Raw genomic sequence first — 23,056 nt, 5'->3', positions numbered from 1 at the left:
GGGATGTTTGTACTGAACCGGGTCGCGGTCATGATGCCAGGCATGCGCGCTCGTGGCGTGCGCTTCAGTCGGGCCGGGACGATGGACCGGGGCGCCACCGCCGACCGCCTCAGTCACGAACGGGGCCCTCGGCGCAGGACCCGGTCCGCCCTCGCCGTCGTACCCATCGTGGTGATGAGAGGCGTGATGCAGCCGGATTCCATCCGACATTCGCGAAAAATCCATCGTAGCCTCCCTCGTCGCAATCGCTCGGCGCGATCGGACGGGTTCTGCACTCCGGGCAGAATGTCATCCCGGGAAGGTCGAATGCCCAGCCCTCAGTTCGGATATGGCGTTTCGTCTGGCAGCCGTAACATCGGCTACATCCGTTCGGGTGCGGCTACAGACTTTGCATTGCGGGGTGCGCGTCACGCAGCGGTGAGCATGCCGGTTCGCCGTTCGCGCAGCCGTGACTTTTCACTGCGTGTCTTTTCTCGATCGCATCCCTACATAACCCTTGTCCAAAAGAATTCGAAGGAAACGCTTTCAACAGAGCAGCCGATTCCAGTCAGCGCGAATGCTCCGCACGAGAACAAAAATCCTTCGGAGAACGAGTATGATTGGATTCAGGACTTCCATTATTGCGGCGATGATGTCGATTGGCGTGATCAGCTCTGCAAGCGCACAGTGCCCGCTCTGGGCGACTCAAGATCCGGATTCGTTTCAGGCGCAATATCCCGACAGGGATGTATTGAACGGCTGCGAGCTGACGCCAGCAGGCAGAGCGGGTCTGGAGCTCCCTGGCGGCGCGGCTCCCTGGTTCGGGCCCAACAGGGCTTATGGGGCCATGCCTGGCGTTGCTCAACATCACCGCGTGCAGCACCGGCCGCGGTGAGCTTCTGGAGATAAGCCCGAATGGCGGATTCCGGCCCTCGTTGATGGCGCTATTCGCGATCGGAATTTCGCAGAGATGAGCTTTCGGAAGCCGTGACGCCGTCGTGGAAAAGCCATGGGGCGCTGCAGAGATCGACGAGTGCTGGCCTCCGCGTGATGATGCTTGCCGGGTGCGGTCGCGGCCCATCTGGCCGACAGCCCGGCAGCCCTCGGGGGCGTGTTCTCGGTTCGAACACCTCGAGCGAGCCGCCTCGCTCACGGTATGATTCGCTTCTCTCGCAGAGTCGTGAACAGGTCGAAGAAACTTTCGTCCGTCGCCTGATAGTCAAGGAACCCCAGCCGACGACTCTTGCCCATGTCGGTGACAACCTCGATTGGCCGACCGAGGTCTCCATCGGTGTGCCACGCAGACGCCAGCCGGTTGAGATCCGGTTCTGCCAAATGATGCTTCCGGGCGATGTCCGACCAGATCGGGCGGGCGTCGCTCATCTGTTGCTCAAGCGGAAGGCGCTCGCTCGGAAACGCTGCTGGCTGCAGTCCGAACCAAGCTGCCAAGCGCCCCCACATCCACTTCCAACGGAACACGTCCCCGTTGACAACATTGAAAGCCTGATTGCGGGCGGCATCTGTCGTGGCCGCCCATTCCAGATGTCTGGCCAACAGTCTGGCGTCCGTCATATCCGTTAGTGCGTTCCACTGAGTTGCAGAGCCTGGAAACAGAAAAGGCCGTCCGATCTCGCGGCAGATCGTGGCATACGCAGCGAGCGTTGTGCCCATGTTCATGGCATTCCCGACGGCATAGCCTATGATCGTATGTGGCCGGTGAATGCTCCAGCTGAAGCCGTCTCGTTTCGCCGCCGCGAACACCTCATCTTCCTGGGCATAATAGAAATTCTCAGTATCGAGCCGAGGCTGGTCCTCTCGAAACGGCGTGGCGATCAAGCTGCTTTGACCATAGGATTCGAACGGCCCGAGATAGTGCTTAAGGCCAGTTACGAGTGCGACGTGCCTGACCGACGCGGCAGATGACAATGCATCCAGCAAGTTGCGCACCATCGCAGAGTTGATCAGGATATTCTCTGCCTCTGTTTTCTGTCCAAGCCACGTGGTGAAGAAAACATGCGTGGGACGCAGATCGCGCAGCGCCGATCCGAGAGACGCCGGATCCAACAAATCAGCGGCGATCGGCAACATACCCGCGATATCAATTCCTGGCCTGCGTGCCAGCCCGTACACTGACCACCCGCGCTCCAGCAGATGCCGGGCAAGATTGTTGCCCACTATGCCGGTTGCTCCTGCGACAAGTGCGGAACGTTCCATCTTCGGACCCTTTGCGATCCATTCGAGATGGGGCGCCGATTAGGCGCGAGCAATCCGAATCCCTGTTTCGTGATGTTGCGAGTTTGTCCGGTTTTGGCCCTGAACTGAACACCACGAGAGCCATTGCCATGTCTGCTGTCTTAGGGAAGCCGGACGTCGTCCGACCGATCGGCTGACCGCTGCTCTTGACCCGAAACGGACTTGGTCACATGCTCTCAGCTACGACACGGGGTACTCTCAGCGGCAGCTGCCTTGCTGTGAGCACTCGCGGCTGCAGCGGCAAAGATCGCTCCGGTGTTCTCCGGTGCAAAGAACTCGGCTGGTGATATCGTGCCAGCGTTCAGTCGCGCAAATCCATCCATGGCCATCTGATTGCCGTGCACCGCCTGAAGCAGCTGTAACAGCTCGGGCGGTGGAGACTCGAGCGCTGCGAGTTCGCAAGTGAAATCGTACATCGCTCCACCTCGCTCGTCGCGGATTCGCTGATAGTCGGCCATTGCATTGTCGAATGACCGCGCCCCCGAGAGGGACTCATGGAGTGCCTTCGCGCAGAGTTCGGCATCGCGGAAGGCATCGAGAATTCCCTGCGCGGTGATAAAGTCCTTATTGTAACCGGCGTCCCCCACGAGGGCCCATCCGGGGCCGTATGGCTTGCGGAAATAGTTCGGTACGGCAGTGCCGGCGAATGATGCTACGCGGGTTGCGCAGCGCAGCCGTTTGGCAAACGCCGGTGCCAGTTCGATCGCCTTCAAATAGTTGCCCTCGATGTCCTTCCGGTTCTCCGTAAACTCGGCGTAAGGCCATCCGGCAATCACGAGCGTCAGATCGTCGTGGGTCGGGACGACCGCAAATGCGCGCTTTTCGCGACTATAGGCTTCAAACCGACCGTCCATCGGCAGCCCACTCCAATAGCTGTAATAACCGGCCAGCAGAGGCGGCTTCTCGCGGTATTGCTCAGGGTGAACCGCATCGCTTACCATCGAGTGCCGGCCGTCTGCCCCGACGACAACGTCCGCATGTTCCGTGACGAAGCCACCGTGCTTCGATCCACCCTTGATGCCGGCCGCACGCCCCCCATCGATAATAATCTCCTCGACGTTGAAACCTTGACGGATCTCGGCGCCGGCTTCGGCCGCGGCGTCGACCAGCAGCTTGTCGAGGATCGTCCGACGGGGACAGTAAGCGACGGGATTCTCGTCCGTGCCCGGCGTACCGGCGATCGTGAACGCGCCGAAGTCGAAGGCGTAAGTATGGATTGGGGGACATCCGGTCGCCACCAGCCTGTCGAGCAGCCCCCATCGCGAGAGCGCCCCTACACCGAGGGGATGCAGGATATGAGTTGAGATGGTGTCGCTCGGGAATGATGCGCGGTCGACCGCCAGCACCCGGTAGCCCTTTCGCGCCAGTAACATGGCAGTTGTCGAACCGGCGCAGCGCGTACCCACGACTATCACGTCGAATGCCTTGCCCATTGAAACCTCCTGCGAGACCTTGCCGGCGGTGCGTCGCGATGCGGCTATTGGTAGCGGCATCCACCCTGAGGGAACAGGCTAGGGCAAATCCGCATTCCAAACTTTGCCGGAAATCCGTGCTTCTTTGCAGCGTGGTCACGCTTCACGATCGGCGGAGCAACGAAATGGATGCTCTATCGGATGCGCTGACGTCGGTGCGCATGACTGGTGCCATCTTCTACCATGCGGAGTGCACGGCCCCTTGGGGTTTCCAGGTGCCGCACCTGCATGACGTCGCCCACGTGCTCGCGCCCGGGACCGAGCGTCTTGTCAGCTACCACCTGGTCATCGACGGAAAGGCGGTGGTGCGCTTCCCGGGCCAAGAGCATATACCGGTTACTGCCGGGGATATCCTGATCATTCCCCACGGCGATGCCCATACGGTTTCAAACGGATCGCCCTCGACCTTTCTCGACAGCGGAGCCTCGCTCGACAAGTATCTGGCGGGCAGTCTGACAACGATGCGATTGGGCGGCGGCGGCGAGACGACCAGGTTTGTATGCGGCTATTTCGGTTGCGAGCGGCATGCGGATCGGCTCTTCCTCGCCGGGTTGCCGCTGATGATCAAGATCAACCTCCGCGGCGACGCGGCTGGCGAGTGGTTGGAAAACTCGGTCCGCTATCTTGTCTCTCAGGCCGGATCGGCGCGGCCGGGACAGTCAGTCCTCCTCTCCAAGATGGCTGAGGCGCTCTTCATCGAGAGCATTCGCCGCTATATGGAAGCGCTGCCGCCGGAGCAGACCGGCTGGCTTGCGGGCGCGCGGGATCCGGTCGTCGGCGGCGTACTGGCACTTCTGCACCGGAGGCCTAGACACCATTGGAGTATGGACGAGCTTGCTGTGGAGGCAGGCGTGTCGCGCTCGGTCCTCGCCGAAAGGTTCTCCCGCTTTCTCGGCGAACCGCCACTGACCTATCTGGCGCGCTGGCGATTGCAACTCGCTGCAAGAATGCTGCAGACGAGCCGGGAAGCGGTCTTACACGTGGCGTCCGAGGTCGGATACGATTCGGAAGCGGCGTTCAATCGCGCGTTCAAGCGCGAGTTTGGCATTCCGCCTGGACAATTCCGGCGGTCGGCCTTTCGATCGGGATCAACTGGTAGCGAGAAGCCAACCCGCGGCCGACCCGTCTTGGTCTAAGTATCCGCTTCTGGCCGATTCCGTTGAAGAAGTCCGTCTCGCGGCAGAGGCGGCCGCAAATTGCAGCGCGAACCGACCATCTCTCAGGCCGCCTTTGGCTGCGGCATTGGGACCAGCTTAGCTAATTTCCGAAGGTTCTGCGCGGCTGCTGCGAGGAGGAACTCGTCACGGGCACCATTCGGTCCACGTAGTCGCAGTCGGTCCAGCCTGAGAATGCGTTTGAGGTGAGCGAACAACATTTCGACCTTCTTGCGCAGTCGTCTTGATGTTCGCCCCTCCCAGGTGTTGGCAATCGCCCGCGCCATGTCGCGGGCCCCCTCATGAATCGAACGAGGCACCCTTCGAGCAGGCGTGTTCGGGCAGCAGCGTGGCCTCAAAGCACAAGCGTCACAGTCAGCCTTGCTCGCTCGATAAAGCAACGTCTCGCCATCATTCACACGTGTCCCTGTTGTGGTCAGTGTCTTGCCGCCAGGACAGATATAAACGTCGCCGGCTGGATCATAATTGAAGTCCTCCCGTGCGAAGGTGCCGTCCTTGCGTGCCGATTTGTCGAACACGGTCACATGCGGCTCGATGCCGTGTTCATCGACCAGCCAGCCCAGCATGTCGGCTGAACCATAGGCACTATCACCGAGGAGTCTGGACGGGTGGAGAGCGAAGTTCTTCGCGGTTCGCTCGATCATGCGCTTGGCAGCGAGAACTTCCGCCTGCCGTATCGCCGTGGTCGGCTCCACGTCGACAATGATCGCGTTCTCCACATCGATCAGATAGTTGGTAGAGTAGGCAAAGAAAGCCTGCCCGCCATGGGCGCCGGTCCAGCGTGCGGCTGGATCAGCCGGTGAGATGAACTTGGGGACGATCTCGGTCGCGGCCCCAAAAGCCGCATCGTCCAAGACGGCTAGATACTCGTCGATGGCACGGCTTGCAGCTTGTGGGGGCAACCCCTTCTCGCCCTCGACGCCGTTCTGCCGGTTCGCGTCGGCCTTGATCAGGCTGGCATCGACTGCAAAGCTTTCTCCGCCAACCAGCCCCTCGTCGATGCAGCGGCGCAATACGGCCTCGAACAGCTGTCGCAACAGATCACTGTCGCGGAAGCGGCCATGTCGGTTCTTCGAGAAGGTCGAGTGATCGGGCACGTCACGATCGAGCCCAAGGCGGCAGAACCAGCGGTATGCCAGGTTGAGGTGGACCTCTTCGCACAAGCGACGCTCCGATCGGATACCGAAGCAGTAGCCGACCAGCAGCATCCGGATCATCAGCTCGGGGGCGATCGAGGGACGCCCGATCGTGCTGTAGAAGGGTGACAGCTCTCGCCTCAGCCCATCGAGGTCCACGAACCTGTCGATTGATCGCAACAGATGATCGCTCGGAATGTGCCGCTCGAGCGAAAACTCGTAGAACAACGCAGCCTGCTCACCCAGCTGATGTCCCATCATGATTCAGTCCTCTCGCGACGACTGAATCAGCGAAGATCAATCGGCGCAAGCGTCGACTTTTTCAACAAAATCGACCCCAACCCGACATGGCGGGTCAAGTCAGCGATGTCGGCTCAGCGAAACAAGGCGGACCCTGTGTTGGTACGCAGATCCGGAAATGGAATTGGGCTCGCGCTCGGCGAGCCCAATTGTGCACTCGGCATTTCAAGCCTTGTGGTGGACAGTCTGTAGGCCATAGACCGGCGTCGGGATGCTCTCGTGGCGCGCCTTCAACTGCAGGGAAAGGAATTGCGAGTAATGCCGCGACTGATGCAGGTTACCGCCGTGAAACCATAGTCCTTCCTGCTGCGTCGGCTTCCACATGTTACGCTGTTCACCTTCCCATGGCCCGGGGTCCTTTGTCGTATTCGAGCCGAGGCCCCACACCTTGCCGACCTGGTCGGCCATTTCCGGACTGACGAGATCGGCGACGAAGCCGTTCATCGAGCTGTAGCCGGTGGCATAGACGATCACGTCCGCTGGCAATTCCTTGCCGTTGTCGAGCCTGACGCCGTTGGGCGTGATTTCCTCGACCTGTCCAGCGAACAGTTTGATTTTGCCGTCAATGATGAGCTGCGAAGCGCCGACGTCGATGTAATAGCCCGAGCCGCGGCGCAGATACTTCATGAACAGCCCGGAATCGTCGTCACCGAAGTCCAGCCTGAAGCCGGCCTTCTCCAGCCCGGCATAGAAGGCGGCGTCGTCCTGGCGGATCTTGTCGTAAACAGGCTTTTGAAACTGATTCAAGATGCGGTAGGGCAGTGAAGCAAAGATCAGATCGGCCTTTGCCGTGGTCATTCCGCTGCGGACGGCACGTTCGGAATAGAGGTCACCGAGGGTCGCCATCAGCGAATCCGAGCGCACAATGTGCGTCGTCGAGCGCTGCACCATCGTCACGTCGATGCCGGCCTCGTACAGCGCAGCGCAGATGTCATGGGCCGAATTGTTCGAGCCGATCACCACCACCTTCTTGCCTTTGTAGCCGTCGGAGCCGGGATGGCGTGAGGAATGGTGTTGCTCGCCCTTGAAGTTTTCCATGCCTTTGATTTTCGGCATGTTCGCGTTGGCCGACATGCCGGTCGCGAACACGAGCTGCTTGGGCCGCAGCGTGATCTCCTTGCCATCCCGCTCGACGGCGACGGTCCATTCCTTCTTGGTGTCGTCCCAACTGGCGTGTTTGACGGTCGTGTTCGTCCAGTAGTTCAGCTCCATGACCTTGGTGTACATTTCCAGCCAGTCGCCGATCTTGTCCTTGGGCGAGAACACAGGCCAGTTCTTGGGGAAATCGATGTAAGGAAGATGGTCGTACCAGACGGGGTCGTGCAGGCAGAGCGACTTGTAGCGGTTGCGCCAGGAATCACCGGCGCGTGCGTTTTTTTCGGCGATGATCGTGGGCACTCCGAGCTGGCGCAGCCTCGCCCCGAGCGCAATGCCGCCCTGTCCGCCGCCGACGATAAGCACGTAGGGCTGGGTCTTGAAGCCGAGTTGCTCGGCTTCCTCGTCGCGCAGCTCCTTCCAGGTCTTGGAGCCGGGATTGACGCCGTGCCTGGCGCCGAGCGGTCGGCTGAAGCCAGCCTTTTCCTCATGGCCCTTGAGTTCGGCCATCGTTGTCAGGAGCGTCCAGATCTGGCCGTTCTGCAGTCGGATGAGTCCATATCCGCGCGCGACCTCGGTCTCGAACGAGATCCAGGACTCGGTGACGCCGCCAGCCTCGGTTGGCGTTTCACCCTCGGCGATTTTCCAGTTGCGCGGCTTCGCATGCGCGAGGCAATGCGCGAGCATGTCGCGGACCTGATCGCGACCTTCCATGGTCTTGATGTTCCAGGTGAAGGCCACGAGGTCGCGCCAGTAGCATTCCGGAGCGAACATTTCCACGGCGGTGTCGTAGTCGCCCGCCGCAAGCGCGGCGCCAAACTTGTCGAGGAAAACCTGGACGCGCGCGCTAAGCGTGGTGTCGAGCATCACTTCCTCCCGGATGTCTTTTGCAATTGTTCTGCGCAGGCAGCGTGACATTACGCCGAATATTGCGGGAATCCAGACCGGCGCGGCAGGGTTCCCGGTGGGCTTCAGCGCCTTTCGGGCCGATTCCGCCGCGAAACTGGTGTGGGGCGCCGTGAGGCCGAACGCCCGCGTGTCCTCCGTTTGAGGCTTCCGCTTCCGAGCTCGGTCTATTTATCGTCACACGGCCTTCCAATTCTCACCAAGTTTGGCGGTCAGCAACGCTTCGACATCCAGCAGGGGCGTGACGCTTGACCAGCTCAAGGGTTGCCGCGCCTCGGAAGAAGACGGCCGGCCTCGGACGAGCATCATCTGGCAGGGTCAAAATGTTAAATGAAGCAATCAATCATGTGTTGCACGAGGTGCAGGCCGCGCGGCGTGACCTCACCCTGACCACCTTCAGCGTGCGGCAGGCAGAAGCGCTTCGCAGATTGGATCGAGCCAAAGCCACCCTTGCCGATCTGATGCAGTCCCGGAGCCAGTACTGGGCCTCTCACGACAACGCTTCCATCCCGCGATAAGTGGCGGGATGACTGCGGTTGATTCTTCTTTCGCGCTCGCCTGCGTTTCCTGTCGTTTCCTCCGATTGCGTCTCGGTTTGTAAGATAGCCGAGCTTGGAGGCATTGCCTTCAAGCGTTGAGATTACATAGCGATTCAGCGACCGGGGCGCCGGAGCTTCGGAGGAAGAGTATTGATCTACATCAAAGGACAACTCCGAGGTTAAGCTAAAGCGCGTCCTCGCCTCGGAGACGAAGTTCGGGGGCAAACTGGCACGAACTGCATAACTGCTCGGCCGCCTGCAGGGCTGGACCGTCGTCGTCATGAAGGAGGACTGGAAGCAGATATTCCCGACCGAAAACGCAGGGAAATAGAAGCAGGCGAGCGCCATGATCATCGAACCCAGAGCGACGGATGCTCCGATCGTCTCCATCCGGGAGGGCCTGGGTCGAAGAGCCTATCCGCCGAACTCGACCATCTTTGCCGAGGGCGAAGCCGGAACGCTCGCCTATGTCCTCCTTCGGGGCGACGTTACCATTTTCCTCAGGTTCGGGACCGCCCAGCAGCGTGCCGTGACGGAGCTGAAGCCGCCCGAGATGTTCGGCATTCACGCTCTCATGGCCGGGGCGCAACGCGCGGCGACGGCCTACACGAAAAACGGATGTGAGCTCCTGGCCGTGAGCGAGACCAGGCTCAGGCAGAAACTGGAAGAGGCCGATCCTTTTCTCCGGTATTGGGTCGACTATCTGTCGAAGCGCATCAACGACCTGTCCACGTGAGCCGAATGTGGAACTTGTAGCCATGCGTCGTGCAGGCGGAGCTCCGCGGATCCCGCTATTCGTCACGGTGTTGATGCTGTTCGTGCTCGCGGCCTTTCTGCTCGGAACCGCGCTGACGATCACCAATTTCATCGAGACCCGCAGGACCGCGGTGAAGGTGGCCGGCGAGACCTTCAAGGCCACGATCGAACGGATCAACGAGCGGCGGCTCGGATTCTTTGCTCCCGCTTTCTTGATGGCGGCGCAGCTCAGCGACGACCCCTCCGTAAAACGGATCGACGGCCTGAAGATGTCGATCGAAGCGCTGATTCTGACCACTCTCTCGCTGAATCCGCAGATATCGGCGGCCTATGTCGGATACGAAGACGGCGGCTACTTCCAGATATTGTCGATTTCCGAGGCCGAAGCTCCTTTCATCGCCGCATTGGGAGGGCCTCGGAACACGCGGTTCGCGATTCAGCAAATCCACAAGCGAAGCGAGACGTGGCTCTTTCTGGATGCCGGACGCCGGCAGATCGGCACGCTGGACAGGCAGACGGAGTACGATCCGCGGCGGCGCCCCTGGTATCGAGATGCCAAAGCGAGTCCGGACAGGACCGTCCGCAATGCACCTTACATCTTCGCCACCACCTCGATGCCCGGCTTCACTCTCGCCAGAGCTTTCGACGGCGGAGCGGTTGGCGTCGACATCACGATCGATCGCTTGATGGCTTATGTCCGCTCGGTTCGATTGAACGATGCGCATCGCTTCCTGGCGTTCGACGACCAGCGGCGGATCCTTGCTCATTCGGATCCCGGTCAGATGTTCAAGTCTTCTGGAGGCGACACGGTCGTCGTCGCGACCGTGGGCGACGTTTCCGATCCCGTCATGCGGGAGGCGATACGTATATTCGAGCGGGACGGTCCTTTTCCCCTGACGCGATTCCACGCGGCTGGCGCCGACTACTTCTCTACTGTCGTCCGCCAGATCGCCAGGGACGGTGGCGTGTTCTTCGTGCTGTACGCGGCGCCGCTTTCGGATTTCATGGGCACGTTCGTCGATGCTGCCGCGCGGAGTATCCCAGCGGCTCTTCTCATCTTCGCGCTGTCATTGCCGGCGATTGCCTATTTCGCACACTCGATTTCGAAGCCTGTCATGAGGCTCGCCGGCGAGGCCGACCTGATCCGATCGTTCAAGCTCGACGCTCCGGTCGGCTTCGATTCGCGGGTTCGGGAGATCAACGCGCTGATCAGGTCGATGTCGGGGATGAAGGGAGCGATCCGAGAGGTATCGAAGTTCGTGCCGAAGACGCTTGTGAGGGACATTCTCGAGACGGAGAAGGTCGTCGCGGTTGGCGGCGAGGCGCGCTGCGTCAGCATCCTGTTCACGGACGTCCAGGATTTCACCGCGATGGCCGGCTCTGTTTCGGCTGCGGATCTCATGAAGCATCTATCCGAGTATTTCGAGGAGCTCGCCTCGGTGGTCCTCCGGGAACAGGGCACGGTCGACAAGTTCATCGGCGACGCGATCTTCTCATTCTGGAACGCGCCGGTGCCGGTCGAGCGGCATGAGCATGTGGCCTGTCACGCCACGCTGAAATGCCGGGCGGCCGCTCTCCGTCTGAACGAACGTTGGCGCACCATTGGGCTTGCGCCATGGAGAACGCGGTTCGGACTTCACGTCGGCGAAGCCGTGGTCGGAAACGTCGGGTCGTCCGATCGGATCGATTATACCGCCATCGGCGATACCGTAAACCAAGCCTCCCGGATCGAAGGGCTGAACAAATACTATGGCACGGAAATTCTTGCGAGCGGGCAAGTCGCCGAGGCCTGTTCGGACGCGTTCTTGTTTCGTCGCGTCGACAGGATCCAGCCAAAGGGTACCGGAAAATCTTTCGACCTCTTCGAGCTCCTCGGTGCCCTCGATGGAGAGGAGGAGTTTCGCGTCACTCCCGCGATGACGCAGCTCGTTCGTGATTGGAACGGCGCCTACGAAGCATACGCCAGCCGCAACTGGATGCGCGCCTTCGACGCCTTCGAAGCCTTCGCACGAGAGCGTCCGGACGATGTCCTGGTCGGAATCTACCTCGACCGTGTTGTCGGCTTTCTGCTGGAACCGCCTCCGGCTGAATGGGACGGGATCATCCACTTTAGCAAAAAGTGATCTCGGTCGACCTAGCGAGCATCTAGGCCAGGCCGGAGGGCGCCTCTGGCAACGCGAATGACCATGGCGGCCGTCCCTTGAACCGGCGCAAAAATCGAGGCGAAAATTCCGAGACGTATCGGATGGATTGTGAGATCGAGTCGCCTTCAAAAACGAAATCGAGTCGGGCTCAAAGTGTCCGCACACACGGGTAGTCCGTTGGTAGGCCCGGCAGGACTCGAACCTGCAACCAGACCGTTATGAGCGGGACGGGGAGCCGGAGAATGCTGAAAAGATTGGTGAATTCGCTGAGGATTGGTAGCGTTCGTTCTTGATCAATAGCGTTGTAGTGTTGGTTATCGATTGGTCCAAAACGGCGGTCTCTCTCGTCTCGAGCGTGGTACCCTCACAACCCAGCCGCGACCCCCGGGAGTACCTGAACAACAAGCTAGCTGCGGCTCGTCCGGTCGAGATAAATATATCGCCGCCGACCAGACCATCCGAGCGCTGTTCCCTCACGGCATGTATGATTTCTGTATTCAGAACGGGTGGGTGGCCTCATGCGCTTTTCAATTTGGGCAAGCTGAGTTCTATCGAACTGATGAAAGGAGCAACTCGTGCAGGGGAGGGAAAGCTGGACGTGGAGTCGATGCTCATGCTCCCAATGATCAAGCCGGTCCCCTGATCTATGTTGACTCATCTAACAGCAATAAGTGCGACGTGGCGAGAGCCTTCAGTTCCCAACTCGCTTTCGAGAGGGATTCCACGCGGTACCACGAGCTGCGTAAGCCACGTGGGCTTCGGCTTGATTTCAATAACGTCGCGAAAGCCCATCTGCCGAGTCGCTTCTTTGAACATTCCGGCGCTGATCCGGGTGTTGTCGTTGAACGAGTGCGGGAAGTCAGGCAGGCTCGATAGGTTTGGGTGAGGTGGTTGGTAAGAGATCAGCAATCGTTCGGTTTCAACGAGTTGGCCCCAGAATATCAAGGCGCGCTTAGTTGCCTTCCCAACAGCGGCGAGAAAATAAAGCGGATCGGGTAGATGGCACATGATCGCCGACATTACCGTGACGTCGAACTGCCCAATATCTGGCAATTCGTGTGTGCGCGAATTGTACGAAGCGTGGATAAATCGGGCCTGGGTGCCGAGTGCATCATTGAGGAGTTGTACGGCCGGCCCATAATTGCCGAGATCTATGCCAGTTGCTCTCATCCCGCGGATTTCCGCTCCGACTGGGAAGTAGCCATTGTTGCAGGCGACGTCGAGAAGTGTCTGGCCCGGGAAGCGCACCGCGATTTCGTCCAGAATGTCCTCGTACATCGCCCGAAGTCTTGCATTGGTGTCGACCGCAATCCGCCAGTCCGCGGGATCCATCTCCTTCCGCCTTAGAACGAGCGCGGGCTCTGTCCGTGGGTCGCTGCCTCGCAGCCACGAATAGGCCGCTCCAGTTTCGATGTCGTCAGACAGTATGAACGGCTGGTAATCAAGGACTCTCGACGCCGTATCGATATCCCCTCGCAGAAATTTCCGCAGATCCATGGTCGTTTCTAATTCCTTTTAATCTGCATCAATCGGTCGATGTCTCGGCTTCAATTAGACCACGCCGAAGCGAGGCCCCTGATGATCGGGATGCTGGCTTCGACCGTTTCCTGCTTTCGGAAGAAGGGCGGCAGGTAGTCTTTGCAATCGATCAGCCCCGACGGCTTGTTGTTGTGGTTCTGTTCAAAGAATACGCCATGCGACCCGATCGCATTCGATATGAGTTCTGCGTAGATTTTGACTTGATGGGGACTCATCTCGCTCATCGAGAGCGTGTTGATCACCAGGTCAAATTGCTGGCCGCGAAGATGGGTTTGAGCCAGGTAGTTGGGAAGAAGACATACCTCTCCGATCGAACTTTGGTCGATGCTTATCTCCGTTCCCGCGAGTCGAACATCACGGTCCAAGGCCACCGTCAGGTAAAGACCGGAGAACAGGAGAGACTCTGGAAGATCGCAGATCACGTATTGGGTGGGCTTGAGTGCATTCAGAACGCCGAGGCAGAGCGCGCCATAGCCGCCGCCGATTTCAAGAATGCGCAGCGAGCGACCATGGAAGCGCTCCAGCACACCGGAAAGGGCGATCAGGCTCATACGCTCTTGATAGTCAACGATATCGACGTTCAAAATTTGGTTTCTCCACCACCAGCCGCATTCGCCCAGAATGTTTGGAGCGTTCAGCACGAATTGAGATGGAAGATCTTTTGTCAATGCTTGCCAATGCGACACAACTTGGTCCCGCTGCTCCTTGCTCCATTTCGTCGCTAAGTCATCGGCGACTGGGTTGGTTCCGCTGGTGCCTACACCGGGTCCCATTCTGCCGAGGTTGTTCCCGGTGAAATTCTGCGCCCGGAAACGCAGCAACCGGATCTCTTGTGGCGTGAGCGTTGCTAGCAACGTGTAACATCTGAGGTAATCATTTGCCGCTTCGGCATCCCAATTCGCGGCAGGCATTGCGAATCCCTCGTTGATCTCAGCGGAGCTTGCAATGAGTTCGCGCCGCCTTCGAACGGAATTTGTGATGGCGGCGCCGAGGCGCTGCGCCCGGAGAATGCTTGCCTCGGATAGCTTCTGATTTTGTAGGTGCGAGGCAATCCGCAGGTCCTTCGGCCGCGCCCGAGTTAGACGACCAACCATCTCAAAAACGCCCATGCCCGCTCCTCATCGAAAGGGCCGGAAAATAGCCCACAACCCCTAATCGAGCAACCGGAGAACCGACCCTGGCCATCGCGTCCCCCTCGTAGGGCTGGTGCGTTGCGCGTCAGTGCAAGCGTGCCCGTCGCGAAGGTAATCCAGCTTGCGCTCAAAGCGCTGGGTTAAGCCGCCGATGCCGGCTGTTTCGGACAGCATACCACACTGCCGGATCTTCAGCGCAGCGCCCGACTGCCGGGACAAACATCATCAACGTCTTGCTGCATTGAAACTGCGCCCCTCCCAAAAGGAAGGCCCACCGAGCGCATTTTGCGCCAACATAGCCGTGTGGTAGAGCTGCTTCCAATGAAGGACCATCAGATGAACATGGCTGGCCGCCATGCCGCCTTCCTCACTCCCCCGCGACTTCAAGCACCAATATGGGTCTTCCGGCAACACTTCAGGCACTAAATCCATGAACTGTCGCTATTCCGGCATCGAGGCGACGATCCGAGCGTAAAAAGAGCAGCAGACGATAAGATAGGTAAGATAATAAGTGATGGAAACTTCGGCACCTCAGAGGAAGTCCCGACAACGCGGTCTGCCAAAGCACCTCAGGAGCTTGGAGGCAGAATCCATCGAGATCATGCGCGAGGTGATTGCAGAGTTCAGGGCACCCGCGATGCTGTATTCGATCGGCAAAGATTCAAGCGTGATGCTGCATCTTGCGATCAAGGCATTCTATCCGGCAAGACCTCCATTTCCTCTTCTTCACATCGACACGACATGGAAGTTTCGCGAGATGATCGCGTTCCGGGACGAAACCGCACGTCGGCTCGGGATTGATCTAATCGTCCATGTCAACCGAGACGGATTGGCGCATGGCATTAGTCCCATAACCTCTGGATCCTCTGCACATACCCAGATCATGAAGACGGAAGCGCTCAAGCAAGCACTGGACCTCCATGGCTTCGACGCGGCATTTGGCGGTGCCCGGAGGGACGAGGAGAAGAGTAGGGCCAAGGAACGTATTTTCTCCTTCCGCGCAAAAGGACATGTATGGGATCCGCGCAATCAGCGCCCCGAATTGTGGAACCTGTTCAACACACGGATTCGGCCGGGCGAGACCATCCGCGTATTCCCACTTTCGAACTGGACCGAATTGGATATCTGGCACTACATCATGCTGGAAGAAATCCGGGTCGTGCCGCTCTATTTCGCCAAAGAACGCCCTGTGGTCCGCCGCGACGATGCTTGGATCATGGTAGACGATCATCGCCTGCCTCTCGCGTCTGGCGAACTGCCGGAAATGCGATGTGTTCGATTTCGAACACTCGGTTGCTACCCGCTAACGGGAGCAATTGAATCCGACGCCATCACCCCCGAAGAAATTCTATCCTGCGGTCGACGCGTCTGTCGGAACGTCAGGGCCGCCTCATCGACAGTGATGAGACCGCCTCGATGGAAAAGAAGAAGCGAGAAGGCTACTTTTGATGGACGGCGTCGACGGTGCCGGGGAGCGCGCGAATAGGGACCTTCTCAGGTTCCTGACTTGTGGATCAGTAGATGACGGCAAGTCCACGCTGATCGGGCGACTCCTTCACGATTCGAAGCAGATCTTCCAAGATCAGTTGTCTGCGCTCGCTAGGGATTCGGCACGCTATGGCACGACGGGCGATCGCATCGATCTGGCCCTTCTCGTCGACGGCCTCGAAGCCGAACGCGAACAGGGAATCACGATCGATGTTGCATATCGCTTTTTCGGAACGTCGAAGCGATCCTTCATCGTCGCCGACACGCCTGGGCACGAGCAGTATACGAGGAACATGGCAACCGGAGCATCAAACTCCGACCTTGCCATCCTGCTCATCGATGCCCGGAAAGGCGTTCTGGTCCAAACACGTCGGCACTCGCTGATTTGCTCGCTCCTCGGTCTGCGCCACATCGTTCTCGCCGTAAACAAGATCGACCTGGTCTCGTATCAGGCAAGCGTTTTTGAGCGGCTTGTCTCGGACTATCGCGTTTTTGCATCCAAGCTGGGCTTCTCGTCCATCGAAGCGATTCCGATCTCGGCCCGCGACGGGGACAACGTCACGAGCCCCTCGAGCAGGACACCCTGGTATGATGGCCCGACCCTGCTGGAATACCTAGAGACCGTCGACATCGCGCACGGAGCTGCCGACAAGCCGTTCCGGTTTCCGGTGCAGTGGGTCAATCGTCCGGGACCCGATTTCAGGGGTTTTGCCGGAACGGTCGCTTCCGGTACGATCAATCCCGGCGATCCCATCATCGCGGCCGGCTCCGGCCAGACGTCAACCGTGAAGGAGATCATCACCTATGAAGGCCCGCAACGATCCGCCGGAGCGGGCGACGCCATCACGCTGGTACTGGCGCATGAGATCGACATCGCGCGCGGCGATCTCCTGGTCAGCCCGGCGTCGCGTCCCGAAGTCTCAGATCAATTTGCTGCCCATATCATCTGGATGAGCGATCAACCGCTCATGCCGGGCCGTTCGTATTTGGCCCGCATCGGGACCAAGACCACTCCGATCTCCGTCACCGGGATCAAATACAAGATCGACGTCAATACGCGCGAGCATCTAGCGGCCCCTACACTGGGTCTCAACGACATCGGCTTCTGCAACCTGTCGACCGGCACCCCGGTTGCGTTCGATCCCTACGAAAAGAACCGCAAGACAGGCTCGTTCATCATGATCGACCGGCTGACCAATGATACTGTCGGCGCCGGCATGATCGCCTTCGGCTTGCGGCGTGGTACCAACATCCCCTGGCAGGCGACCCTGATCGGAAAGGCCGAGCGCGCCGCGCACAAGCAGCAAAAGCCGGCAATCGTCTGGTTCACCGGCCTGTCAGGGGCGGGTAAATCGACCATCGCCAACTTCGTAGAGCGACTTCTTCACGCTGCCGGTCATCATACAATGATGCTCGATGGTGACAACGTAAGGCACGGGCTCAACCGTGACCTCGGCTTCACCGAGGCAGACCGGGTCGAAAACATCCGGCGCGCCGGCGAGGTGGCAAAGCTGCTCGTGGATGCGGGACTGATCGTCTTGTGCTCTTTCATTTCGCCATACCGGGCGGAGCGTGAAACGGTACGGCGACTGGTCCCGGACGGTGAATTCATCGAGGTCTTCGTCGACACGCCGATCGAAGAATGCGCCAGGCGCGATCCCAAGGGGCTATACGCAAAAGCGAAAGCCGGCGAGATCAAGAATTTCACCGGCTTCGATGCGCCATACGAAGCCCCCGAAAGTCCCGAAATTCATTTGCGCACGGTCGGCCAGCAGCCCGAACCACTGGCCCATCATCTCATCGAAAAGCTGACCCAGTTTGGACTGATATGATAGACGCACGAGCACCACATTACTGTCTTGCTCGCCTGTAGGCCCAATGAAGGCTGTCGCGCAAAACTCCGACGTAGACTGAGATCAAGCTGCGTTCAGAGATCACGTCGGGGGTAAATCTCAAATCGTAGAGATTCGGATCGACAGGACCGATCCTCATCGGCACAGCGATGATGCAGTCGCGACGCTGGAAAAGGTTGTACCTTAAAAAGCTTCCGAGCGGTCGGACCTCGCCTACTCTGTCGTCACCACCGGACTTCAACGGAGCTGATGCCTCAACTCCAACTCCGCGTTGGTCAAGCGCACCGGATTCGAACATCGATCCCGCTTTCCCGGCCTCTTCGGCTTCCATCGAACGCGCAGAAGGTGCGACCACGGAGGCGGTTTGGTCTTGGGACGAGCGAAGCTTCTCCAACTCGGATTTGACGAGTTTTCCGACCATCGGCACGACTTGTCGTTCGACCACCCTCGCGACAATTTCAGCGCGTACCGACGCCAAGCTTTGGGAGTTGGCAAATCGCGAGAGCCCCTCCTCGGAGAGCTGACGGAGATCGGCGCTGCCAGCCGAGAACGGAATTCCATAGTAACGTTGCTTGAACGAGACAATATTGTGGTCGAGGAAATCCGTTTCGACCAAGAACGGAACGGAGAAGTGCGTGGTCGACATCAATCGCAGTGGTCGATGACGAAACGCCGCAACGTGACGCGGCAGGACTGACGAGCCGTCGTAACCGAACTTCTCCATGAAGTCTTGAGGGAGTGCCTCAAGCTGACGAACGACGTTGGCCGACAAGGCTTGTCGCCATCCGTTGATGCGGCCCTCCCTGAACGTGGGACTCGAACGACCGGACGCAGCGGAGCACATGTCCCGGGTGACCCCAGGCACGTGCAATTTGAGCTGCAGCGACCACACCAATGCCTCGAATGCCTCGTCCGAACCACCGCCAGCATCGCCAACGATCTCTTCAAACGAAATCGGGACTACGTTGCCGCAGTCCAGCCAGGCCGCAAACTCGCCGACCCGATCACGAACCGAGCCAAGCAGCCATCGATCCTCCATCAGTCGGGCAATACGTTCCTCGAAGGAAAGATGTCCCAGCAACACCGACAAAGGACTGTTGCCGTCGATGTGCCAATAGTTCGCTTCGGAGACCAATACGTCGAACGGATTGCGGTAGTTGAAAAGCGCGGGCGACCGCATGAAGGGATGAGCCCGATTGCCGAACGGCGCGCGCTGCAGCTCGTCCCGGAAGAACTCCCGCGTCATGGTATGCGCATTGCTGTGAAGCAGATAGTACCAGTGACCGCCCTTCGGCTGGTCCGGGGCAACGCCGCCAGCGGCATAGCCAAGCGCTTCTGCCAATCGAAAGAGAAGATGTGTGCCGGCCTTGGGTATCGATATCAGGTAGAGCGGCAGGTTCGAATAATAACGGTCCGTGACCGGAGCAACCAGAGTTGGCGCGCGGCTGTCCACGTAGCCGAGCAGCGCGGCGCTTACCTTCTCTGCATCACCACCAATGAGAAGAATTGCGTCGAAGGGATCGAACGCTTCGGGCTCGGCCAAAGTCGGCGTTTGGCCGTTCCGTTCCGATACTCGGAAAGCTTCGCCGAATTCCACAGAAAGAGCTGAGGCAATCTCAGCGGCCGCATCGTCAAGAAGGTGCGCGGAGACAGTTCGATAGCCTCTCTCCAATAGACCGCGGACGACACCTATCCAAGAGCTCGCACGGTCCGGCTCGGGAACAAATTGGAGGGAGCGCCCCCTCCGTGGCGCGCGGTCGTTTTCATGCATCGTGTCGGATCATTCCATAGTCAGTTTGCAACGCCATCGCTCAAGGCGATACGCAAGGATTCGTAGGAATCCCGGACGATCGCACCGGGAATGCTGTGCGGATCCCGCTCCGTGAGATCGACAGGGCCTGCCGCGCGTGGAATGGCGCTAAACTCGCCGCGATGCGAAACGAGATTGTATTCGTTCCAACTGCGGATGAGCAATGGCGGCACGCTGCGGTCGACCTCGAGCACATCAGCCGAACCGTCAGCGAAAGCCTGTCGAACGGTTGCCCGCAGCTCATCCGCCATCGCAGCCGTGACCCGCGGCATCCTCTCCGCCATGGCTGCGGAAAGGGCTACGGCAGCCTCGACGCTGGCAACGGCACGAGTCTCCGTTGAATAATCACCAGCCAACAACTGCTCCAGCACCGCATTCAGCTCGCCAGCCGCCTTCTCGGCGGCTTCCCAGACCGCCATGACGATCGCCTCGTCCGAAAAGCCCGAACGTTCGATGCTTGAATGCACGCGCCATCCGTACCGTCGAAAGGCAAATGCGCTGGCATCAATGTTCGACTTATTGAATGCAAAGCCGAACAGATCGAGATCGGCGTGATCCTCAAACACCTTTCCACGGGAGACCAGCTCCGCAACACGCTGTTGAAAAGGCGTGTACCGCGCCTCCTTGAGAGGCTCGATGCGGCCATAGCCGAATACTTCCATGGTGTGCTCGAGGCCATGCTCCCGGATGATCTCGAGATGCGCATTGGTCATCCAATTCTTCCAATCGCCCACCAAGCCTTTGCCACGGCGGTAATTGTGCTCATGCGCACCGGTGAGATTGACATGATCCAGGCGTTCCCAGACCTGGTTGGCGTGATCGGCCTCGATGACCAGACCGGCTTGCAGCGCAACGCGCCGGATGGTTTCTGCCGAGCGATCGATCAGATCTTCCCATCGCGTCACATGAAAACGATCTGCGACCGGCAGGAACTCGTCAAAGTAACCCTTGTAGTGACGAACGATTCCCGTGAAAAAGTCGAGATTTGTAAACTTGAAGAGTGCAAGTCTCTGCCGCATTTCATCGTTGTCATCGCGCGGATCGACGTAACGCTGAATATACTCGCTGGCCAACGCATTGAGAGAGAACAGCGACGAGTTGACAATGCCGATGGGATTGCGCACGGACGCGAACTTGAGAAAGTCCTGGTATTGCGCCAGTTCAGTCCACAGGCGCGGGTGACTGTGAGAATGAACGATAGAATCGGTCTCCAACACTTCGGCCGGATGGGCAATCACCAAAATAAAGTCGCCCATACCTTTGACGCCGAGATATTTGCGGAAGCACGCACGGGAAGGTTCATCCGCCTTCAACCATTTCGGTCCGCCGGCAACAGTCTTGAAGTTTCCGTTGTAGATCAGCCGGTCTCGAACCCCGGCCGCTGTGAACGCGGCCTCAATGGCCGTAGAGATATAGTGCTGAGTTTGCCGGACCGCTGAGTTAATCAGGCGCTGCTTGATGCCGTAGCGCAACGGGTCCATCGGCAATAGTTGCGAAATGACGCTGCTCAGAAGAGCGAAGCCGCTTCGCGGCGCTCCCACGACCAAAGGGCGCATATTCCAAGAACCTTATTTGCGTGGCATTTGCCCACCTTGGGCGCACAAAGTACACATAACGATGCCCTAGAAGCAATCGTGAATTGTACTCTGCGGGCCTGTCGATCATCGCTTCAACGTGATCCTGTTCCGCACCACCGGCTCTATGCAGCCAGGAATGCACATCCTTTCAGCTGCAAGGAACTCTGCGCAGCGCGCGCATGAGCGTCGCCGTCGGTCCCACGCGTCTGAATGACAGAAATGTATCGACACGACAGCGCCGTCGCAGACCACTGCTGAGAGCACGGCCACAGCAGCTCAATTAAGCGGCTTACGTACGGCGGCTGCGGCCACTTCGGTCCGATGCTGCTCCACTTTATCACGCTTAGCGATGATGCCAGCCAAAGCTGCCACCCCCAATACGTACATCCACCCCTCGGTGAAGTCAGACAGGTGAGAGTTGAAGATCGAGCCGATGATGTTCTGTGTGATGACGACCAGACCCAGGTCCGAGATGTATCCCGAACCAAGGAACATCCGCAGATGAGACGCCCACATTCCGTAGAGGACCAGCACGCCCAGTAGCCCCCATTGGACTGCCGCGCTCAGCGTCTGATTGTGCGGATTGGCAATGATCTCAGCCGAAGTCCCCGTATGGCCAACTGCCGCGATCTCGAACAAATCCCGTACCGATCCCGTGCCGTGGCCGATCCAAGGCTTCTCGATGAAGAAGCCAATGGATTTTCGCCAGAACTCCAATCGTTTTCCGACAGAAGACGGGACATCGGCACTACGATACTCTTCAAATTGAGTGCCGACGGAGAGAACGCGAGCACGCAGATGAGGCGACGAAAACCATGAAATCGCGAACACGAGAGCCCCAGCAGCGGTCATTGCGAAGACACCTCTGCTTCCAGCATGGCGCCAGGCAAGCACCAAAAGCATAAAGGGAATGCAAACAAGCGCTGTTCTCGAGGTCACAACGAACAACAGATTGGCGGCAAAACCCACCCCAAGCGCAGATACAAGTATCGCGTATTTCCAGTCCTTGCGCTCGGCCAATTGCAGCGCCGTCAGGATCAATCCCACCAGGCAAGCGGTAAATTCCTGGCTCTGATCGATATAGTTTCGAACCGGGACGCCATAGTCCTCGCCGCAACATCGTCCGGTCTTCAGCGCCAGGGTCGGCTGAAACACGACCAGCCAAGAATATAGGAGGAGAACGGTGCAGGACACCAGGAACGCGACCAGGATCCAATGGGCCCGCTCCGATTTCTGAAAATAGTAAAAGAGGAATGGAAACAAAAGCAGCTTGACCATCGGGCTGAGGCCGTGCACCCCGTCGGACATCCCCGCCTCAGACCAGCAAATGCCAACGACTGCCAACGCCAGGAACGCCAGAGGAAAGAACGAGGCCGGCCGGCGGAACGACCGCCTGAAAAGCGCGACGTCCACGCTGCCCAAAACGATCGCCAACAGCGGGATCAAGAGAATCAAGAAGGCCGATGTCGACCAAGGTAGTGTGGCCGACAGCAAAGCGGCCAGTACATCCGCAGCAGCGAACCAGTACCGAGATGTCCGAAAGGCCTCAAAGCGCTGTCGTGCAGTCGAACCACTCAAGATCGAACCCATCGATACCACGTCGCAGCCGCATTGGCCGAGCTCTGGGAGGGGAAACCGAGCCAGCGTTTGGCGGGCAAGAGTGGTCCAGCTATTGGTACGTAGACTTACTTGAAATGCCCGTCAAATACAGCCACAAGACGTGCTCGACCACCCATCCATGCACCGGGCCGAGCCTCCATAGCCGATTTTCCATGCACCGAAAGCTAGCCCCACAGACTCCCGACCGCCAAGTTCTTGGAACGTCGGCATCCGCCTCCAGGATTGATCCTTTTCCCTATCGTCAGGATAGCACCGCGGCAAGCCATCTCGACACCTGAATA

General features: G+C 59.0%; 13 protein-coding genes and 1 pseudogene. 5 read left to right on the top strand and 9 right to left on the bottom strand.

The genetic code is table 11. The features are described 5' to 3' along the window. Positions 1–1,128 precede the first annotated feature (1,128 nt). Positions 1,129–2,193 (bottom strand): SDR family oxidoreductase, encoded by a 1,065-nt coding sequence (locus NLM27_RS24250; protein ID WP_254145730.1) that lies wholly within the window; start codon positions 2,191–2,193, stop codon positions 1,129–1,131. Between the two features lie 215 nt (positions 2,194–2,408). Further along, entirely contained in the window at positions 2,409–3,665 is a 1,257-nt protein-coding gene (locus NLM27_RS24245; protein WP_254145729.1) for an NAD(P)/FAD-dependent oxidoreductase, read from the bottom strand. Positions 3,666–3,829: 164 nt separating this feature from the next. Between NLM27_RS24245 and NLM27_RS24240 the strand changes: the two genes are divergently transcribed. Beyond that, positions 3,830–4,840, top strand: a complete 1,011-nt coding sequence (locus tag NLM27_RS24240; protein WP_254145728.1) for an AraC family transcriptional regulator — start codon at positions 3,830–3,832, stop codon at positions 4,838–4,840. An 83-nt stretch (positions 4,841–4,923) separates the two neighbouring features. Here NLM27_RS24240 and NLM27_RS24235 read toward each other — a convergent pair whose 3' ends face one another. Both NLM27_RS24235 and NLM27_RS24230 read right to left on the bottom strand, forming a co-directional pair. Beyond that, entirely contained in the window at positions 4,924–6,276 is a 1,353-nt protein-coding gene (locus tag NLM27_RS24235; RefSeq protein WP_254144035.1) for a transposase, read from the bottom strand. A gap of 204 nt (positions 6,277–6,480) precedes the next feature. Beyond that, the gene (locus NLM27_RS24230) at positions 6,481–8,277 is read right to left on the bottom strand and encodes an NAD(P)/FAD-dependent oxidoreductase (protein ID WP_254145727.1); all 1,797 of its coding nucleotides are present in this window, start codon (positions 8,275–8,277) and stop codon (positions 6,481–6,483) included. Positions 8,278–9,201: 924 nt separating this feature from the next. Between NLM27_RS24230 and NLM27_RS24225 the strand changes: the two genes are divergently transcribed. Together NLM27_RS24225 and NLM27_RS24220 are read left to right on the top strand one after the other, a co-directional pair. Beyond that, positions 9,202–9,591, top strand: a complete 390-nt coding sequence (locus NLM27_RS24225; protein ID WP_254145726.1) for a cyclic nucleotide-binding domain-containing protein — start codon at positions 9,202–9,204, stop codon at positions 9,589–9,591. A 22-nt stretch (positions 9,592–9,613) separates the two neighbouring features. After that, on the top strand, positions 9,614–11,734 hold the full coding sequence (locus NLM27_RS24220) for an adenylate/guanylate cyclase domain-containing protein (RefSeq protein WP_254145725.1): 2,121 nt from the start codon (positions 9,614–9,616) through the stop codon (positions 11,732–11,734). Positions 11,735–12,409: 675 nt separating this feature from the next. Here the strand turns inward: NLM27_RS24220 and NLM27_RS24215 are convergent. Together NLM27_RS24215 and NLM27_RS24210 are read right to left on the bottom strand one after the other, a co-directional pair. Continuing rightward, positions 12,410–13,252 carry a bifunctional 2-polyprenyl-6-hydroxyphenol methylase/3-demethylubiquinol 3-O-methyltransferase UbiG gene (locus tag NLM27_RS24215; protein WP_254145724.1) on the bottom strand — a complete coding sequence of 281 codons (843 nt, stop codon included), beginning with the start codon at positions 13,250–13,252 and terminating at the stop codon, positions 12,410–12,412. A gap of 50 nt (positions 13,253–13,302) precedes the next feature. Continuing rightward, positions 13,303–14,403 (bottom strand): putative sugar O-methyltransferase, encoded by a 1,101-nt coding sequence (locus NLM27_RS24210; protein WP_254145723.1) that lies wholly within the window; start codon positions 14,401–14,403, stop codon positions 13,303–13,305. Positions 14,404–14,941: 538 nt separating this feature from the next. On the opposite strand from NLM27_RS24210, the pseudogene cysD reads away from it, so the two are divergent. Both cysD and cysN read left to right on the top strand, forming a co-directional pair. Next, positions 14,942–15,876 (top strand): annotated as a pseudogene (cysD, locus tag NLM27_RS24205) (sulfate adenylyltransferase subunit CysD). Next, positions 15,876–17,747: a sulfate adenylyltransferase subunit CysN gene (gene cysN, locus NLM27_RS24200; RefSeq protein WP_254145722.1), complete on the top strand. Its 1,872-nt coding sequence runs from the start codon at positions 15,876–15,878 to the stop codon at positions 17,745–17,747. The pseudogene cysD and the gene cysN overlap by 1 nt, the downstream one beginning before the upstream one ends. A 19-nt stretch (positions 17,748–17,766) precedes the next feature. On the opposite strand, the gene NLM27_RS24195 is transcribed toward cysN, so the two are convergent. From NLM27_RS24195 to NLM27_RS24185, 3 genes are all read right to left on the bottom strand, one after another. Next, positions 17,767–19,539, bottom strand: a complete 1,773-nt coding sequence (locus tag NLM27_RS24195; protein WP_254145721.1) for a hypothetical protein — start codon at positions 19,537–19,539, stop codon at positions 17,767–17,769. Positions 19,540–19,559: 20 nt separating this feature from the next. Then, entirely contained in the window at positions 19,560–21,134 is a 1,575-nt protein-coding gene (locus NLM27_RS24190; RefSeq protein ID WP_254145720.1) for a sulfotransferase domain-containing protein, read from the bottom strand. 297 nt (positions 21,135–21,431) lie between these two features. Continuing rightward, the gene (locus NLM27_RS24185) at positions 21,432–22,745 is read right to left on the bottom strand and encodes an O-antigen ligase (protein ID WP_254145719.1); all 1,314 of its coding nucleotides are present in this window, start codon (positions 22,743–22,745) and stop codon (positions 21,432–21,434) included. Positions 22,746–23,056 lie beyond the last annotated feature (311 nt).

This window comes from Bradyrhizobium sp. CCGB12 (genome assembly GCF_024199845.1).
Taxonomy (GTDB): domain Bacteria; phylum Pseudomonadota; class Alphaproteobacteria; order Rhizobiales; family Xanthobacteraceae; genus Bradyrhizobium.
Note: the sequence above shows the minus strand (reverse complement) of the source record. Positions and strands in the feature narration are given on the sequence as shown.